The organism is Methylorubrum sp. POS3 (genome assembly GCF_043352485.1).
GTDB classification, from domain to species: domain Bacteria; phylum Pseudomonadota; class Alphaproteobacteria; order Rhizobiales; family Beijerinckiaceae; genus Methylobacterium; species Methylobacterium suomiense.
The window spans coordinates 2724932-2740278 of sequence record NZ_JAPRBT010000001.1; the positions used below are offsets into that span (position 1 = coordinate 2724932).

The 15347-nt window shown below is 68.1% G+C and carries 15 protein-coding genes; 6 read left to right on the forward strand and 9 right to left on the reverse strand.

The window, feature by feature from the left end:
• Positions 1-18: 18 nt before the first annotated feature.
• From OWC43_RS12730 to OWC43_RS12740, 3 genes are all read left to right on the forward strand, one after another.
• Complete coding sequence (locus OWC43_RS12730; RefSeq protein ID WP_393956948.1) at positions 19-1440, forward strand: exodeoxyribonuclease VII large subunit; 1422 nt, start codon at positions 19-21, stop codon at positions 1438-1440.
• 24 nt (positions 1441-1464) lie between these two features.
• Complete coding sequence (locus OWC43_RS12735; RefSeq protein WP_342148107.1) at positions 1465-1650, forward strand: hypothetical protein; 186 nt, start codon at positions 1465-1467, stop codon at positions 1648-1650.
• Positions 1651-2072: 422 nt separating this feature from the next.
• Entirely contained in the window at positions 2073-3509 is a 1437-nt protein-coding gene (locus tag OWC43_RS12740; RefSeq protein ID WP_342148108.1) for an IS1182 family transposase, read from the forward strand.
• A 126-nt stretch (positions 3510-3635) separates the two neighbouring features.
• Here the strand turns inward: OWC43_RS12740 and OWC43_RS12745 are convergent, their stop codons facing one another.
• From OWC43_RS12745 to OWC43_RS12780, 8 genes are all read right to left on the reverse strand, one after another.
• Entirely contained in the window at positions 3636-4385 is a 750-nt protein-coding gene (locus tag OWC43_RS12745) for a DUF4396 domain-containing protein (protein WP_393956949.1), read from the reverse strand.
• Positions 4382-5125, reverse strand: coding sequence for a glutaredoxin (locus OWC43_RS12750; RefSeq protein WP_342148110.1), 744 nt, complete (start codon positions 5123-5125; stop codon positions 4382-4384). The genes OWC43_RS12745 and OWC43_RS12750 overlap by 4 nt, the downstream gene beginning before the upstream one ends.
• Positions 5126-5198: 73 nt before the next feature.
• Positions 5199-5600 (reverse strand): DUF305 domain-containing protein, encoded by a 402-nt coding sequence (locus OWC43_RS12755; RefSeq protein WP_342148111.1) that lies wholly within the window; start codon positions 5598-5600, stop codon positions 5199-5201.
• A gap of 23 nt (positions 5601-5623) precedes the next feature.
• Positions 5624-5989, reverse strand: a complete 366-nt coding sequence (locus OWC43_RS12760) for a hypothetical protein (protein WP_342148112.1) — start codon at positions 5987-5989, stop codon at positions 5624-5626.
• 21 nt (positions 5990-6010) lie between these two features.
• Positions 6011-9160 (reverse strand): efflux RND transporter permease subunit, encoded by a 3150-nt coding sequence (locus tag OWC43_RS12765; protein ID WP_393956950.1) that lies wholly within the window; start codon positions 9158-9160, stop codon positions 6011-6013.
• Between the two features lie 13 nt (positions 9161-9173).
• Positions 9174-10904: an efflux RND transporter periplasmic adaptor subunit gene (locus OWC43_RS12770; RefSeq protein WP_393956951.1), complete on the reverse strand. Its 1731-nt coding sequence runs from the start codon at positions 10902-10904 to the stop codon at positions 9174-9176.
• Positions 10905-10989: 85 nt separating this feature from the next.
• Positions 10990-11448 (reverse strand): hypothetical protein, encoded by a 459-nt coding sequence (locus OWC43_RS12775; protein ID WP_342148115.1) that lies wholly within the window; start codon positions 11446-11448, stop codon positions 10990-10992.
• 92 nt (positions 11449-11540) lie between these two features.
• Positions 11541-11753 (reverse strand): heavy-metal-associated domain-containing protein, encoded by a 213-nt coding sequence (locus OWC43_RS12780; protein ID WP_141953071.1) that lies wholly within the window; start codon positions 11751-11753, stop codon positions 11541-11543.
• A gap of 652 nt (positions 11754-12405) precedes the next feature.
• Here OWC43_RS12780 and OWC43_RS12785 point away from each other — a divergent pair.
• A complete protein-coding gene (locus OWC43_RS12785) occupies positions 12406-13479 on the forward strand; it encodes a putative sulfate exporter family transporter (protein ID WP_342148116.1) in 1074 nt (357 codons plus the stop codon).
• Positions 13480-13504: 25 nt separating this feature from the next.
• Here OWC43_RS12785 and OWC43_RS12790 read toward each other — a convergent pair whose 3' ends face one another.
• Positions 13505-14656 (reverse strand): TDT family transporter, encoded by a 1152-nt coding sequence (locus tag OWC43_RS12790; protein WP_342148118.1) that lies wholly within the window; start codon positions 14654-14656, stop codon positions 13505-13507.
• Positions 14657-14870: 214 nt separating this feature from the next.
• On the opposite strand from OWC43_RS12790, the gene OWC43_RS12795 reads away from it, so the two are divergent.
• Both OWC43_RS12795 and OWC43_RS12800 read left to right on the forward strand, forming a co-directional pair.
• Positions 14871-15104: a hypothetical protein gene (locus OWC43_RS12795; RefSeq protein ID WP_342148119.1), complete on the forward strand. Its 234-nt coding sequence runs from the start codon at positions 14871-14873 to the stop codon at positions 15102-15104.
• A gap of 80 nt (positions 15105-15184) precedes the next feature.
• Positions 15185-15319 (forward strand): hypothetical protein, encoded by a 135-nt coding sequence (locus tag OWC43_RS12800; protein ID WP_280142586.1) that lies wholly within the window; start codon positions 15185-15187, stop codon positions 15317-15319.
• Positions 15320-15347 lie beyond the last annotated feature (28 nt).

Genomic DNA, 15347 nt, shown 5'->3' on the forward strand with positions numbered 1-15347 from the left:
GACACACGAACGGACACGATGCGACATCACCGATTCCCCGCCTGGCGGGACACGCCGCCACACCAGCCTCATCCCGGCGGCGACGCGCCACCGGGCGCCCGTCACGAACGCGGCAGCGCGCTCGAACCCGCCCGAGCCGCCGACGACGTGCACGAACTGCGCGACCTGATTGGCTGGCTGCGCCAGCGGCTGCGCGGCGAACACTGCGTGCGGGCCTGCATCCTCACGGTCGAGGCCGCCGGTCCCGACAGCTATCTCCTCTTGCTCGGCGAAGCGCAGGCAAGCCTGAGCTACGATCCACCGCGCCTGAAGGTCCGTCTCGATGCCCCCGAGCTCGCCCTAATCCGAGCGGAGCATGGCGTTGACTTCGATCCGGCCGACCTCGTCAACCGCACCGTCGAGGTTCAGTTGCGCACCGGCCTGCGTCAGCGATTCGGCCGCGGAGCCGGCGTGCAGGCCAAGCTCATGGCCCTGCTCTCGCTCGGGCAAATCCCGCTCGAAGCGGAACTCGAGCGCGAGCGCACGCTGCAGCGGTTGAGGCTCGAGGGGGCCCGTTTCGGGCCGGACAGCTGGATCGAGCCGGAGGATCCCCATCACATCGCGCTCGTCGTCTCAGAACATGGCGAGGCGCGGCGCGACGTCGAGCATGTGCTGCAGCCGCTCGAAGCGGCCGGCCTCCTCCGCCTCCACCGGATCTCCGCCAGCTTCGAGGGGGCAGGGGCCGAACGCTCCCTGGCCGAGGCATTGGCCCGCGTTACGAGCCTGCACGCCGAGTACGGCCTGTCGGCGACCCTGGTCTGCCGCGGCGGTGGGCCGATCGAAGCATTCCGTGCGCTCAACGCGTACACGGTTTCTCGTGCCGCGACAGCTGATCGGCTGCCGAACCTGATCGTCGGCCTCGGACATGCTGGCACGCCACGCACTGCCCTCGATGCGGTGGCAGCGTGCTCCGAGCCGACCCCGACGGCGGCCGCGATGCTTGTGCGCCACCTCGTCGAGCGCACCGGGCTCTGGGCCGAGCGCGCACTCGCCGCCTTTGACGCTGCGATCGAGGAGGATCTTGGGGCGGCCGGCCGCATCGCCCTGGCACGAGCCACGACCGCTTTCGACGCGGCGCTGCAGGATCTCGTCACTGCGGCCGAAGCACGCCTGCGACAGCTCGATCGGGCTGTCGAGCAGAGCCTGCTGCAGGGATTGAGCGTGGCAGTTGGTGGGATCGTGCGGAAAGAGCCGGATGCCGATCCCGTCGAGGTGGGGCCTCTCGATGACACCGAGGACGACGTCCTCCTAAGCAAAGCCCTGGCGCTGGTGATCGCGACCGACACAGGCTTCATCGTCACCCGCGTCCAGGATCTCTCAGCGGGCCTGCCGCTGCTGCTGCAATTCCCGGACGGCGCCGTACCCGTCCGGGTCGAACCCTTGTCTTCAACCACTCACTGAACACTCAACAAGGACACCGATACCATGCCCCATTCCCCCGAAACACTGAGCTTCCTGGCAGCGGTCAAGCGCATCGAAGCGCTGACCCAAGAGATCCGCCGCGATGGGCTGGCCGCCTTCGAGAAGGCTGAGGCTGCCTATACCGAGGTGCAAGAGCTACGCGCCGTACTGAACGAGCGGATCTACGAGCTACGTCGCCGCAGCGCGTAATATACAGCACAACCACCGCCGATGAGGATTCATCGGCGGCGGTTGTGCTTTGACATACTGAGAGGTCAGCTCGGGGAGCCCTGCTACATAGGCATGAGCACGGTCCAAAACCCCGGAAGCGCTAACCGCTCTGGACGAATCATCAGATCGGCATCGACAGACACATGATCCGAAGCGGAAAATCGCGAGGCTAGCTGTCGATTTCTGCACCTCCTGGCCAATCGTGGTCCGTCCTCAAAGCTTGGCAAAGAAACAGGCGGCCGTTCAGTAAAGCTCAGTTGATGGGCTCCTCGTGACCCATTGCAGACCCTTGGAAGGTCCGCTTCTATGCTGCCAAGGACAGAGGCCAGCGGCCGGGTTGAGTGGAGGCTGTGTGAAAACGCTGCTGTTCTGATAGTCTCTGCGGGACGGCGGAGGCGGCTATGGCGCGTTTTGTTTGTGGTGCTGATCGCCATCAAGTCACGTTTCTGCCGAACCGGCTAGACGATTACGTATCCGAGGACAATCCGGTGCGCGTCGTCGATGCATTCGTCGACGCACTCGATCTCGCGGCTCTGGGTTTTGACGGCGTGGTGCCGGCCACGACGGGCCGGCCCGGCTACCATCCCGCGACGCTGCTGAAGATCTACCTCTACGGCTATCTCCACCAAGTCGCCTCCAGCCGCCGCCTGGAGCGCGAGGCCGGCCGCAACGTCGAGCTGATGTGGCTGACCGGCCGCCTCGCCCCGGACTTCAAGACCATCGCCGACTTCCGGCGCGACACTGGTCCTGCGATCCAAGCCGCCTGCCGCCAGTTCGTGGTGCTGTGTCGCCAACTCGGCCTCCTGGCCGGTGGTGTCGTGGCGCTGGACGGCAGCCGCTTCAAAGCGGTGAACGCCCGTGATCGCAACTTCACCCCAGCCGCGGTCCGGCGCCGCATCGAGCAGGTCGAGGCGAGCATCGCACGCTATCTCGCCGCCCTCGACACCGCCGACCGCCAGGAAGACGAGGTCGCGCGCGTGCGCAAGGTGCGCATCGCCGAGCGTCTGGACGCCCTGCGGACGCGAATGCGCGAGTTGCAGGCGATGGAGACGCTCGTCGAGGCTGCCCCCGACCGGCAGATCTCGCTGACAGACCCGGACGCGCGGGCGATGGCCACGAGCGGTAAGGGCACGGGGATGGTCGGCTATAACGTGCAGGCGGTCGTCGACACCGAGCATCATCTGATCGTCACGCATGAGGTGACCAACGTCGGTCACGACCGCACCCAGCTGGCGCACATGAGCCGCCAAGGCCAGGTGGCGACCGGGCATGAAGGGCTCAGCGTGCTGGCCGACCGGGGCTACTTCTCGGGCAAGGAGATCCTGGCCTGCGAGCAGGCCGGCATCGCGGTGACGCTGCCCAAGCCGCTGACCTCGGGCGCCAAGGCGGAGGGGCGCTTCGGCAAACAAGACTTCGTCTACGAGCCAGAGGCGGACGCCTACCGGTGTCCGGCCGGCGAGCGGCTCTCCTACCGTTACACGAACGTGGAGGGCGGACTGACGCTACGCCGCTACTGGACGACGGCCTGCCACGACTGCGCGATCAAGGCACGCTGCACGCCGGCCAAGGAGCGGCGGGTGACGCGGTGGGAGCACGAGGCTGTCTTGGAAGCCGTACAGCGCCGGCTCGACGCGGATCCTCATGCGATGCGCACGCGGCGCCAGACGGTCGAGCACGTGTTCGGGACGCTCAAAGGCTGGATAGGGGCGACGCACTTCCGGATGCGACGGTTGAGAAACGTGGCCACCGAGATGAGCCTGCAGGTCCTGGCCTACAATCTGAAGCGGGTCTTGGCGATCCTCGGAACCGGACCTCTCCTCACCGCCCTGCGGGCGTGAGGGCACGCGGCACCTCGCACCCCGTCACCAATCCGCGCCGACACACCCAACCACGTTCTCACACAGCCTCAGTGGTTTTCTGCCAGTCGGCTTTCGAGCGTCGAACACACAAAGTGAGCGTCCAACCTACATCCGCTCCTTGATGCCAGAGCGCACCAGCCACCAGTTGATTGGGTAGCTGGTCAGGAAGCCCGCTACCATCGCTACCTGCATGGCGGCCCAAAACTCGGACGAGTTCACTGGCGCCCGGTCCCCCGTGAGGTGCGGGAACAGGTAGAACTGGGCGAGCGCCATGAACCCGTACATGCCGACCTGCCATGAAATCAGCGACAGGGTGTCCGCCTTCACCGCCGCGAACAGGCCCTTGCCCGGCGAAAGGCCCCGCATCGGCACGATAGCGTAGTACTGGAACACGATGCCGAGCGCGTAGGCGAAGACGAAGTCCAGCCCCCAGACCGCGTACATCTTCTCCTCGAACAGAGAGTGCCAGCCGAACCACACCGCTACAGCCGGCACCAGGAAAGCCAGCCACTCGGCGGCGACGTCGCCCAGCATGCAGCCGCTGCCACAATGGAGCGCGCCCTTGCCCACCATGACCGAGAACGGCGTTTGCGTCATGTTCGGGGGCTTCTCGTCCCGCTCCATCGCGTGGTGGTGCGCCTCCATCGTGGCGAGCCGCCCGTAGCGGAAGTACGCCCAGACCACGGCGAGCGTACCGAACAGGGCGCAGACCGGCCAGACGACGTTCATCACCGTCATGTGCTGCGGGTGCCGGATCACCTGCACCGACAGCAGGATCGAGCAGGCGGCCCCGAGCAGAAGGCACGCGACGGAGAGGGCATGGAGCCAGCCCAGGGCGGCGAAGGCGGCGCTCACTGGTGCACCGCCAGCATCCAGACGGCCATGGCGACCATCATCACGTTCTCGGTCAGCGAGACAAAGCCGAGCGGCACCTTGCTCGACCCGCCGACGCAGGCGCACTTGATGTCGCGTTTGTCGACGTAGACCGCTTTGAACACCGACACCGCGCCGACCGTGCCGATGAACAGCGCCACCGGGATCGAGATCCAGTTCAGGGCGCCCGCCACCATCAGGACGCCGGCGATGCCCTCCAGGAACGGATAGGCGTAGGCGTAGCGCACCCAGCGTTGTCCCAGCAGGTCGTAGCCCAGGTACATCGAGGAGAAGCTCTCGACGTCCTGCAGCTTCAGCAAGGCGAGCACGCACATGCTGAAGGCGATGAACCACTCGGCCGCGCGCATCGTCAACGGCGTGCCGTACACGGCATGGCTTGCCGCCAGAGCCATCAGCGCGGTCATCGAGAACACCGCGATGACGGGCATGTAGGTCGTGGCATTCGGGTCGTTGGCGGCCTTGCCGAAGTGGCGCTGCAGGTCGTCGAAGCCGCCGACGCGCTCGCCGTTGATGAAGGTCTGCGGCGTCGACTTGACGTGGTGCTCGGCCTTGAACCGGTCGGTCTCCGCCCGGTCGGTCAGGAGGTGGTCCTCGACCTCGAAGCCCTGGCGTTCGAGGAGGTCCTTGGCCTTCAGGCCGTAGGGGCAGGTGTGTTCGGGGGTGACCATCCGATAGAGGACGGCCTTGCGGGCGGCTTGCATAACGCTCTCCTGGCGGGGGTACATCGGGGAGGCGGGCCGGGACCACACTGACGAGCGGCCCCGGGATCGGCGGCTACTTCCCGTGCCGCTTCAGCCAAGCCTCCATGTCGGAGATCTCCTTCTCCTGATCGTCGATGATCTTCTGGGCCATTGCCTTGGTGGCCGGGTCCTTGGCGTGCTTCAGCGCGATGTGGGCCATGGCGACCGCGCCTTTGTGGTGCGGGATCATGTGCGTGCGAAAGTCGATGTCCGGGTCGCCGGTGTAGGGGACGTCCATGTCCTTCATCATCGCCATGTCGGCGGCCTTGAACTCCTTGGTCGAGGCGTTGTCCTTCGGGTCCGGCTTCATCGAGCTCATCGAGCCCATGTCCTTGCCTGACATGGAGCTGTGGTCGTGCGTGCCCTGGGCGGCGGCGGGGCCGGCGAGGCCGGCTGACAGGAGGGCGAGGACGGCGAGGGTGCGAAGGTGTGTCAAAGGTCTTCCTCTCTCGGTGGGGATCAGTTGAACTTGCCGCTGGTGGTCGCGCCGTCGGGGCCGGTGAGCTGCACGGCGCCCTTCGGGTTCGCGCCGAGGGCGATCGCGGCCTTGCCGGTCAGGCGGTTGCCATCGGCCGGCTCAAGCGGCACGCGGGCCGGCTTGCCGTCGACGACGAGGATGGCCGTTCCCTTGAAGCCCGCGGCCGGGACCGCCTTCTGGCCCTCGTCGGACAGGAACACGTCGACGGTGTCGCCCTTGGCGACGAGCTCGACGTGGAACTTACCGGCGTCCGCCACCCGGCCGCCGTGCTGGCCGGAGGTCTCGTGGGCGCACACGGTCGTCGCGGCGAGCAGGCCGGCGACCAGGGTCAGTCTCGGTAGGATCACGCTCTCGTCTCCTCTCGTGGGTCAGTAGGCCTCGGCCGGGCGCGGGCGCGCTCCGTCCGGGGATGGGAGGGCCGGCGCCTCGGCGTGGAGGGCGCGCAGCCGCTCCAGCGGCTTGCGTCCGAAGCTTAGGAACAGGACGGGGGTCAGGAAGGTGTCGAGCAGCGTCGCGCTGACGAGGCCGCCGAAGATCGTCACCGCGACCGGGTGCAGGATCTCCTTGCCCGGGCTCGCGGCGTCGTAGAGCAGCGGCACCAGCGCGACCCCGGCCGACAGAGCCGTCATCAGCACCGGGGTCAGCCGCTCCAGGCTGCCGCGCACCACGAGGTCGGGGCCAAACGGCACGCCCTCGTAGATGGCGAGGTTCAGGTAGTGGCTAATCTTGAGGATGCCGTTGCGCGCCGCGATGCCGGTCAGCGTGATGAAGCCGATCATCGACGCCACCGAGAGCGGCTGCCCGACGAGCCACAGCGCAGCGACCGACCCGATCAGCGCCAGGGGCACGTTGCCCATGATGATGAGCGCGAGCGCGGCCGAACGGTAGCGGCTGTAGAGGATGGCGAAGACGAGTGCCAAGGACAGCGCCGAGAGCGCCGCGATGGTCCGGCTGGCCTCTTCCTGCGCCTGGAAGGTGCCCTCCAGGCTAGTGAAGAAGCCGGGCGGCAGCGGTTCCTTCGCCACGGCCTCGCGGATGGCCGCCACGACGGTCGCCATGTCGCTCGCGCCGTCGGTGTTGGCCTGCACCACGATGCGGCGGCGGGCGTTCTCGCGCAGGATCTGGTTCGGCCCGTCGGTCTCGCGGATGTCGGCCACCTGCCGCGCCGGCACCCAGCCCGAGGGCGTCTCCAGCAGCAGGTCGCCGAGGCCCGCGGTGGTCCGGCGGTTTTCCGACAGGCGCAGGACCACGTCGAAGCGGCGTACGCCGTCGACCACGGTCGAGACCACCCGCCCGTTCGAGAGGCGGCTGATCTGCTCCACGACTGCCGCGGGCTGGACGCCGTAGAGGGCCGCCCGGGTGTAGTCGACGCGCACCTCAAGCTGCGGGATGCGAACCTGCCGCTCGACCTGCAGGTCGACGAGGCCCGGGATCGCGGCCATCCGGTCGCGCAGGGAGTTGGCGACCCGCCGCAGGGCGTCGAGATCCTCGCCGAACACCTTGAGGGCGATCTCGGCCCGCACGCCCGAGAGCATGTGGTCGAGCCGGTGCGAGATGGGCTGGCCAACGTTCACCGCCACCGGCAGGGCGGCGAGGCGGCTGCGGATGTCGGCGACCAGCGCTTCCTTCGGACGCTTGGCGCCGTCGTCGAGGGCGACCTCGATCTCGGAGGAGTGGACGCCCTCTGCGTGCTCGTCGAGTTCGGCCCGGCCGGTGCGGCGGCCGACCGCCTTCACGCCCGGGATATCCAGTAGGAGCCGCTCGGCGATCAACCCGACCCGGTTGCTCTCGGCGAGCGAGATGCCCGGATTGAAGGTCATGTTGACCGTGAACGATCCCTCGTTGAACGGCGGCAGGAAGGCCCGCGGCAGGTTCCAGGCCGCTACGCCCGCGGTGAGCACGGCCACGGCGACGCTGCCGACCAGCAGGCCCTTGTGCCGGAAGGCGGCCCGCAGCAGGGCGGCGTTGCCGAGCTTCAACAGCTTCAGGAAGCGGCTGTCGTGCTCCTCCAGGTTCTTCATGCCGGGCAGCAGCAGGGATGCCAGCACCGGGGTCAGGGTGATGGAGGTGAGCAGGCTCGCCAGGATCGAAATGATGTAGGCCTGCCCCAGTGGGGCGAAGAGCCGGCCCTCGATGCCCGACAGCGCGAACAGCGGCACGAACACCAGGATGATGATGAGCGTCGCGTAGACGATGCCGGAGCGGACCTCGTTCGAGGCCTCGACCACCACCTGCAACACGCTCTTCGGGTTACCCGCCCGCCGGTTCTCGCCGAGGCGTCGGTAGATGTTCTCCACGTCCACGACGGCGTCGTCGACAAGTTCGCCGATGGCGATGGCCAGGCCGCCGAGGGTCATCGTGTTGATGGACAGCCCGAACAGGTGGAACACCACCGCGGTCGTCAGAACCGAGACCGGGATGGCGAGCAGCGAGATGGCCGTGGTGCGCACGTTCAGCAGGAAGGCGAACAGCACCACCGCCACCACCAGCACGGCCTCGACGAGGACGCGCTCGACGTTGCGGATCGAGGTCTCGATGAAGTCGGCCTGACGGAACAGGACTTGGTCGGCCCGGATGCTGGCCGGCAGGGTCGGCGACATCTCCTTAAGGGCAGTCTCGATGCTGCGCGTCAGCCGCACCGTGTCGACATCGGGCTGCTTCTCGACCGAGACGATGACCGCGGGCTTGGCCATGTAGCCGGCGTCGCCCCGCTTTACCTTCGCGGCGAAGGACACCTCGGCGACCTGACGAAGGTGGACCGGCGTGTCGGCGACCGTCGCGACCACGAGGTTGCGCAGGTCGTCGAGGCTCATGGTCCGGCCGATGCTCCGGATCAGGTACTCGCGGGAATGCTGGTCGGTGAAGCCGCCGCCGGCATTGGTGCCGAACTGGGCGAGCGCCGCCTCAAGCCCGGCGTTCGTCACCCCGAGCGAGCGCATAGCGGCCGGGTTCGGGCTGACCCGGAACTGGCGCACCTCGCCGCCAATGGGGATGACCTGCGCCACGCCCGGGATAGTCAGGAGCCGCGGCCGAATGGTGAAGTCCGCGATCTCGCGCACCTGCATCGGGCTGGCGGTGTCGCTCGTGACCGCCACCAGCAGGATCTGGCCCATGATCGAGGAGACCGGCCCCATAACCGGGGTCACGCCCCGGGGAAGCTGGTCCTGCACCAGCGCCAACCGCTCGGCGACCTGCTGGCGGTTGCGGTAGATGTCCGTGCCCCAGTCGAACTCGACGTAGGTGATCGACAGCCCCACGCCCGAGACCGAGCGCACCCGGGTCACCCCTGGCAGGCCGTTCATCCGGGTCTCGATCGGATAGGTGACGAGTTGCTCGACCTCCTGGGGCGCGTAGCCCTCAGCTTCGGTCATGATGGTGACGGTCGGCTTGTTGAGGTCGGGGAAGACGTCGACCGGCAGCTTGGTCGCGGTGAGGGCGCCGAAGAGCACCAGCACCGAGGCCATGGCGAGGACGAGCAGACGGTTGCGGACCGACTGGCTGACGAGGAAAGTGAACATCGGGCCGGCCTCCTCAGCGGACCTGGTCGAGGAGTTCGGCGCCCTGGGTCACCACCCGCTTGCCGGGCCCGATCCCCTCCGCCACCAGCACGCGGCCACCGTCGAGCGGCTCCACGCGGACCGGTCGGGCCTCGAAGCGCTCAGCGGTGGTGTGCTCGTAGACGACGTCCTGTCCGTTGCCAGTGCGCACGACAGCCGAGCGCGGCAGCGCCAGGCCGGACTGCTCGGTGTCGGTCCCGGCCAGCACGGTGACGAACTGGCCGACCCGGAGGCCGGAGGCGTCGCCTTGCACCGCGAACTGAACCGGGATGGCCTGGTTGCGGTCGGCGAGCCCCGTGCCCTGGTAGGCGAGCTTCAGGGTGCGCCCGTCGGCGAACCGCGCCGTGGCGTCCTGGGCCGCGGTCAGGGCGTCGAAGCTCAGCGCCTCGACCCAGAGGCGGTTCGGGTCGACGATCTGGAAGACCATGGCGCCGGGCGCCGCCATCTGGCCCGCGACCGCAGTCGCCTGCGCCACGACGCCGTCGACAGGTGCGACCAAAGTCTCGGGCTGCTGCCGGATCTTGTCGAGGGCAACGCGGCGGTCATGCAGGCCGTTGACCTCCGCGACCGCGTCGTCGAGTTGCGTTTGGGCGACGGCGCCGCTCGTGGCGAGCTTGCGGTAGCGCTCGACCCGGCGCTCGACGATGGCGATCTGCTGATCGAGCTCGCCCTGGCGCTGGCGCATATCGGAGACATCGACAGCCTGGACCGGCGGGGTCACCATGGCGAGCACGTCGCCCTTGCGCACCTTGGTGCCCAGGCGGGGAAACAGGCCGGACGGCGGCGGCGAGAGGCGGCCGCCGACCGAGGACTGCACGACGCCGCTGGCGTTCGGGTCCGGGAAGATGCGGCCGGGCAGCTCGACCGAGCGGTGGAAGCTGCCCTGCTCGGTCATGGTGGTGCGCAGGACCAATAGGCGCTGGGTCGGCTTGGGCACGAAGACGGAGCCATCGGGCAGGCGCTGCGCCAAGTCGGAAGTCGCGGGATCCACTTGCCGCGGCTCAATCAGCGCCGCACCCAGAACCGGCGTATCGTGGTTCTCGTCGCCGTGCGCGAAGGCTGCGGTGCCGAGGACGAGAGTGAGGCCGATGGCGATGAGCGCCACGGCCGGAGCGCCCCGTCGGCCGCGGGCGAGCGCCGTCACCAGCACGCCGAGCAGGAAGGCGAGGGCGACCGCAGCCACGAGGGTCGGGTCCTTGGCGGTCAGGCGCTCCTGGACGCCGCGGGCCACCTCGGAGACGCGCGCCAGGGCGGCCTGCGCCGGAGCCGGCTTGGCGGGCGCCACGGCCTTCGGGTCGGGCTCGGTGACCGCGACGGCGAGCACGTCGACGTCCTCGCCCGCGGTGACTGTCGCGACGAGCTCGTGCCGGCCGGGCTTCGACAGCCACGGGGCCGGCAGCGCGTAGCCGCCGTCGGGCGTTGCGGCCGCGACCTTGGGACCGTCCGGCGTCTCGACCTCGATGGTCGCGCCGGGCACCGGCTCGTTCGTCCGGAAACGGTCGAGGAACAGCGTCAGGGTGCCGTTGCGCGGGATGGCGACGAGCTCGAACGTGTCCGAGAGCGCCTCGCCACGCGGGGCGATGGTCTTCGAGACGGGCGGCGGGGCGGCGCCGTGGTCGTGGCCCTCGTGGGCGTGCACGGGCCCCGCCAGAACGGCGGCAAGCAGCGCCACCGCGCCATAGGCGGCGGCAATACGGATCGGCATGAACGGGAATCCTCGCGTCGGGAAGTCCGGACGGCGCCGTTCGCGGGCGCACTCCGGGCGTCGCGCGCCTCAGGCGCGCCCTACTTCACGCGAGGGTTCGTGGGGGCTTGGGCAGGGCCTCGGGGCCGGGGCCCGAACGGCCGCCAACGTCGCGCGGGATCAGCGTGACGGTCCGGAACAGGGACAGGGACAGAACCGAGGGGCCGGACAGGACACCGGTGGCGCAGCAGGCCATCGTTCCGCAGCAGCGGGTCTGGCAACCGGGCCGGCAGCAATCGTCCCGAGTGGGGTCGATGCGCGCCGGCTCGACCGCCAGGAGCGCGACCTTCGACCAGGTCAGTGCCTCCGACCGGATCGCCGGCTTGGCGTGGGGGGGCACCGCCGCCTCGGCCGTCGCAGGGACAGCTGTGGGCTGGGACACGGCCACGTGGTGGGCGTGGTGCGCATGGCCCCCGTGGGCCTGGACGGCAGACGGCGCGACATAGGCGATGATCGCGAGGATCATCGCCGCCATCAGGCGCACGATTTGCCGGTCGAGGCTCATGGATTCAGGCTTACACTGGTTCCGGTTGCGGGACTATGTCCACGGGTGGGACGTGAATGCAGAAATGCAGGTTTGGTTGCCGACGCGCGGTTTCAGGCCGCCGCGGACAGCGTTTCGGCGGGGAAGCCGGCCGCGGCGATGGCGAGGACGAGCTGGTCCGCCTGACCTCTCGCACCCGACACGGTCACCAGCTTGGCACCCAGATCGACTTCGACCCTGGCTTTCGGCTCGACGGAGAGGACGGCGCGGGTCACCGACTTGGCGCAGCCGCCGCAACCCATCCTGTCGATCTTGAAGCGGACCATGACGCTCTCCTTCAGATGACGTCACAACGATATGGAGCTTCCAACCGTTGTAAGGTCAAGGGGCGAGATGATGCTCTTCGGCCGAGGCCTGCACGACCCGGGGCGACCGAACGATCGTAATGACCGTTGCGGATGCCCTCCCAACCGATTCAGCCATTGGCAAGGCTGACCAGCACGATCTGCCCAAGCGGTCACTGTTTTGCCTGTGAAGCGACGGAACATACGTCCGGTTTCAGGATCCGCACGGCACGCGCATGAATGACTGTGTTGTGTCGGTCGCGGAATGTGAGCTTCAGGTGGGAAGGCCGAAAGCCCGTTCTCATCGGCCAAGGACTGGGCGGAGCGGGTGAACATCGATCATGCCGTCATTCAGGCATCCGCCCATTCACCAACCTGACGCCTAGCCTCCGACCTCAACGGCTTCTGTCTCCGGAGAAACAGTCAGCGGGAATCTACAACGCTCCCTTATGTCGGCGAACTCGCAAACTCGGGTTGCTCGATTGACAAGGCTGGCTTGAGCCAAAGCACGACGTCCGTCGTTGCCGACCAAATCATCTCATCGAGCGATCAAAACAATCGATACGTTCTGTTGGAACGAACGAATGGACGCGGTCATGGTCGTGGCAGATCCAGTCCACGAGATGCACGCACCATGCCCGTAGCAACCTTTCTCCGATCACGCGCGCTTGCCCTGTCGTCCATCCTGCCCGGCCTGAGCCTTTGCCTCGCGGTGACGGGCGTCGCACTCGGGCTGGAGAGGGTCGAGGAACACGTCTTCGGCCGTGCGTGGCTGGAGGCTCTGGTCCTCGCCATTGTCCTGGGCACGGCTGTCCGCACGGCCTGGAACCCTGGTCGACGCTTCGTTCGCGGGATCGCATTCGGCGCTAAGACCGTCCTAGAAATCGCTGTCGTCCTGCTCGGTGCCTCGCTCAGCCTCGCGACGATCCTGGCCGCCGGTCCGGGCCTGCTTTTCGGCATCGCGGGCGTCGTCGTGGTCGCGATCCTGTCGAGCTACGGCATCGGCCGGGCGCTCGGCCTGCATCCGCGCATGGCGATCCTCGTCGCCTGCGGCAACTCGATCTGCGGCAACTCGGCGATCGCCGCTACGGCACCGGTGATCGGTGCTGACGGCGAGGACGTCGCGGCCTCCATCGCCTTCACCGCGGTGCTCGGCGTGCTGGTGGTGCTCGGCTTGCCGCTGCTGGTGCCGCTGCTCGGCCTGTCGCCGATGCAATACGGGGTGCTCGCCGGCCTTACCGTCTACGCCGTGCCGCAGGTGCTGGCGGCGACCGCGCCGGTCGCGGCGCTCAGCGTCCAGCTCGGGACACTGGTGAAGCTCGTCCGGGTGCTGATGCTCGGCCCGGTCGTTCTGGCGCTCTCGCTCGGTGCCAGCCGGCTGCGCGAGGAGTCCGACGAGGCCGTCACCGCCGGCGTTCGCCCGACACGCGGCAGCCTCGCAATCCATCGCCTGGTGCCGTGGTTCATCTTGGCCTTCCTGGCGCTCGCGGGCCTTCGCTCGGCCAGGTTGATCCCGCAGGTCGCCCTCGCGCCGATGTCAGAGACCGCCAACGTGCTGACCGTGATCTCAATGGCGGCGCTCGGCCTCGGCGTCGACGTGCGCAGCGTCGCCAAGGCCGGCGCGCGGGTGACCCTGGCGGTGGTCGCCTCGCTCCTCGCGCTCGGCGCCGTCAGCCTCGGCCTGATCCGCGTGCTCGGCCTAGCCTGAACCGGTCGGCTACGCTGAGGCCAAGTTAGGCACTGGCGAGGCACGGCGAGACGAAGAGCTCGCCGCGATAGGCCCCGCGTAGGGTGCGCACGGACACGACCAGCCAGAGCAGCGTCAGCAAGCCGACGAGGCCCGCTCCGAGCCAGGCAAAGCCGCTCAGCTCCGTCACCTCGCCAATTCGGAGGGTCGCCAGAGCATAGACGCCGAGGGGGAAGATGTAGCCCCACCAGCCGAGGTTGAACGGAACGCCGGCGCGCAGATAGCGCACTGTGACGGCGAGCGAGAGCAGGAACCACCAGGCACCGTAGCCCCAGAGGATCAGCGCGCCGATCAGGCCCGTGATCCGGAGGATCTCGGGCGCGGCGGGAAAGCCGCCCGCCGCGAGGATCGGGCCACCGGCCTGCCCCAGCACGAGCAGGCCGAGCGCCCCGGTTCCAAGCGGTCCGAGGGAAAGCCAGCTCGATGCGGCCATCTCCCGCGGCGGCAGGTTGTGGAGCGCCATGCGTAGCACCAGGATTGCCAGGATACTCAGCGCCAGCGGGACCGAGACGCCCCAGAGTACGAAGCTCGTGACGATGACGGCAAGCTGCTGGCTCTCGCCGACCAGAGCCGGGGCGAGCAGGCCGCCGGAGACGGCGACGACCTCGGCGGTAACCACCGGCAGCAGCCAGACGGCCGTCATCTGGTCGATGCGGTGCTCCTGGCGTGTGAACATGAGATAGGGGATCGCCACGGCGCAGATCATGGCGAGCACCACGTCGATCCACCACAGCGGCAGGGCGATGCGGACGGTCTCGGCGCCGAGATACGGTGGACCGAAGATCAGCAGCCCGTTCAGCAGCGTCGCCAGCGCCATCGGGATCGCTCCGAAAAACATCGACACCGTCGAGTGGCCGAAAATCCGCCGGGCCCCGTCGAAGAAGAAGATCCAGCGCGCGCCGTAGACCAGGCAGAAGGTGGCGAAGAGCAGGACGGAGACGAGCCAGAGACCGAGCGGGACCGGGACCAGCAGGTCATGCGTCGCCGGCAGTCGGTCGAGGGCCAAGGCGACCACACCTGTGCCCATTACCACAGTGAACCAGTTGGGCGTGAATTGCCGGATCACGTCCCGGGGATGCTGGAGGCGCGAGAGCGGCTTCAGGCCTGTGCTGATCGCCAGCAGACTGGATTCGGACACGGGGCGCTCTTGGGCTTCGGAGGGTCGACGCACAGGCTCTAGCACGACCCCGCATCACGCGCCGCCGCGATAGAAAGCAGCTCGCACGCGGCGCTATCGCATCGATAACACCGATTAGAATCAGCTGATCAAACTATTAGTAAGAATGGTTTCAGGCCGCTACCTTTTCGTCATCACGAACGGACGTGACGACCCCACCAGAAGGATATCGACCATGACCCGTACGATCGCCGCCGTCGTCCTTGCCGCCTCCGCCCTTGTCGGCATGACGGGCCTTTCGCAGGCCCAGGACCTCCGCGCGCCGCAGACCCGCTCCTTCACCAACCCATCTGCTCTGGTCTACGGCGACACCGATGGCGCCAACGCCAAGAACCCGGCGCTTCCGGCCTACGCCCGTGGCCGCGGCCAGGAGACCGGCGGCCCGGCGCGGGAACTGATCGGCCGCTGAGAGCGCCCCCCTTTGGCCGCCGGGCATCCGTCCGGCGGTGCGTGAAGGCTTCGACCATCCGAATGGCAGGGAGATCCATCATGACCCGACCCACTATCGAGACCACCGACGAGGCCCGGCAGGGTGAAACCAGCAGTCACATGCGCTGGGTTCTGTTCTGGACAGTCGCCCTGACCGTCGTCGCCGTCGGAACCGCCTGGCTGACGCTCATCTGACCCGGCCGCCCGCCATTGACCGGAGATC